Annotated in this window: 4 protein-coding genes; all 4 read right to left on the bottom strand. The window is 51.0% G+C overall.

What is annotated here, in order from left to right:
- A partial coding sequence (locus Z052_RS02520) for a ParA family protein (RefSeq protein ID WP_144049986.1) occupies positions 1–360 on the bottom strand: 360 nt, incomplete at its 3' end.
- Between the two features lie 278 nt (positions 361–638).
- Positions 639–1,196, bottom strand: coding sequence for a hypothetical protein (locus Z052_RS02515; protein ID WP_099288750.1), 558 nt, complete (start codon positions 1,194–1,196; stop codon positions 639–641).
- Positions 1,197–1,210: 14 nt separating this feature from the next.
- Entirely contained in the window at positions 1,211–1,864 is a 654-nt protein-coding gene (locus tag Z052_RS02510; RefSeq protein WP_099288749.1) for a helix-turn-helix domain-containing protein, read from the bottom strand.
- A gap of 154 nt (positions 1,865–2,018) precedes the next feature.
- Positions 2,019–2,229 (bottom strand): hypothetical protein (locus tag Z052_RS20715; protein WP_206746942.1); only part of this gene is annotated, 211 nt, incomplete at its 5' end.

Below are 2,229 nucleotides of genomic sequence, written 5' to 3'. Positions count from 1 at the left end.
TGTCGATGTGATCGACTGACCCTTCATCCCAGTTTCATAGGAGATTTTCTGCTCGAGGTTGGAGGTGAAGTCCCCCAACATGTCGTGGCTCGGAATTATGTCGATGCCCTCCTCACAGGTCTCGATGAGATCGTCGAAGTCGCTATCAGGCATTTCCAGAATATGCTTTACGAGATTATCTGCATCCGGGTTCCCACGGTTCTCTCCGACGTCGAAGAGTGAGGTAAGATTTCCTGTCTGTGGGTCTAAGTCGATCACGAGGACATCAAGCCCCATCCGCTTGAACGCGACCGCGAGGTTTGCTGTCATGGTCGTTTTGTACGTCCCCCCGGACTCAGCGTAGATGACAGTCGTTATCATATATCGACTCATATGACTGCCTGTTACATATATCTGTGTCAGACATTCGGGACTACAATCTGTAACGAATATCTAGAAAATTTTTCTGCAACAACTATCTGTATTTGTTTTGGAACTAGAAGCGGTACTGGTGGGATCTCGATCTTGAAGAATGCACCTGATAGAACTATCTAGAATAAGCATCTATTACAGACACCTGTAACAGATGTCTGTAACAGGTTTCTGTTATGTATGTCAATAATTAAACCGAGTGCCTCAGAGCTGGACCTAGCGGTGGATCACTCATTCCACGAAAGCTGGTCAATAGTTGGAAACTCAGCCTTTGCTGTCTGGGGCGGGTTATAGTATCGGGATTTGATATCGTAGTATCCAAATTCAGGAGGGATACGAGCGCACGCCTTGGCCAGATTTTTGTCCGCTGTGTGGGTGATCACACGGATTCGAGCATTCGCATCGAACAGTCGAACTGCCAACGCGACTACTGCTGCATCCTGCCAGTTGTTCGTCTCTGGATACTTGCTTTGCTGGTTGAGAAACTCATCTGCAACGAACCGTGCTTTCTCAACCGGTCCAGCACTACTATCGAATCCCGCTGTACGGTTACCTGGAAGCGGTGGGGCTACCCGCAGCCACCCTTCTTCGATAGCCATATCGAGGTACGGATTCGTCGGTGAGTCAGCACTCCCGGTATCCGTCAGTTCGTGGTAGACTGCTGCTGGCACCCAAATTTCTGTACCGGTTTCCTCTACGGCACTTTTGAGTGATTGTAGGTGCGGACTGGGGTGCTTCCCCAAGTTCCGAAACATCACCGTGTCCGCAACATTCGCGGTATAGATCCTCGTCATTCAGCCTACTTGCCGTCAAATTCTTCGAGGGGATCGCTCTCAACCTCATCGAAATCATCTGGTGTGTACGTCGTCGGGGCCGACTCCTCGTCACCAAGATCGAGAATCGAATAGATGGCTTCGACAAGATCATACGCAGTTCCAGAAGAAAGGTCTGCGAGGCTCGCGATCTGCCGGATTGTGATACCCCCCTCACTGTGTGCTTTCACGAGGTCGTACGCGAGTGCGAACGTGACGATACCGTGATCTTCGAGAACCCGCTCGATCGCTGGATGTTCGTTTTTCTGGGCGATCACTTCGATAAGTTCAGGGGTAATCGAGACTTCTGTCTCGCGGACTGTCAATGTCAGTTTGAACTCTTCAGCGGTGTATACGGCGGTCCTGCTATCATGGTCAACGTTGCTGATCAGGCCCGCCTGTTCCAGTTTATGTAGATAGTCGTACACCGTCTTCTTCGAGACTGTCGTTGTTTCAACGAGTTCAGGGCCCGTGGTAGTCCCGGACTGCCGAATCGATGTATAGAGACTAGCGAGAGACGGGTTATCGAGTAATTCTGCGAACGTAGGGATTCCGATGATCATCCCCGGTGTGTCACCCGCGTTTCGCACGTGCTCTGTATCGTAGCTCACCGTGTATATAGTTACGAAACTAGAAACTATAAATGTTTGCCACGGTCGTCCCGAGCACACGATAGAGCAAGCAGATGTAGAAGTGGGTGGGGCAGCACCAACACTCCTCGAACAAGGACGGACAGAATCGATCGGCATCTACACGAATGATTTGGCCGCGTTCCACGGGATTGAGCGTGCCCTCTCACAGCATGGCTACAAGGATGCAGTTCAACTCGTCAAGGCCTTCGACTTCGTCACGTCCGTCCAAAACCGGTACCAGTTCTCTGGATGATCTCTTTCTGACGCACTGGCCACAGAGGATACGGACATCATTCGTCGTTGACCTCGACAGAGCTCTACTGGTCACTGACTCGCTGGTCTGTCTGTGAAAACGCCTCTGTCGCCATGTCGGC

The sequence above is a fragment of the Halorubrum sp. C191 genome (assembly GCF_002727095.1).
Taxonomy (GTDB): Archaea; Halobacteriota; Halobacteria; order Halobacteriales; family Haloferacaceae; genus Halorubrum; species Halorubrum ezzemoulense.
The sequence above is the reverse complement of the archived record's forward strand: the minus strand, read 5'-3'. Positions and strand labels throughout refer to the sequence as shown.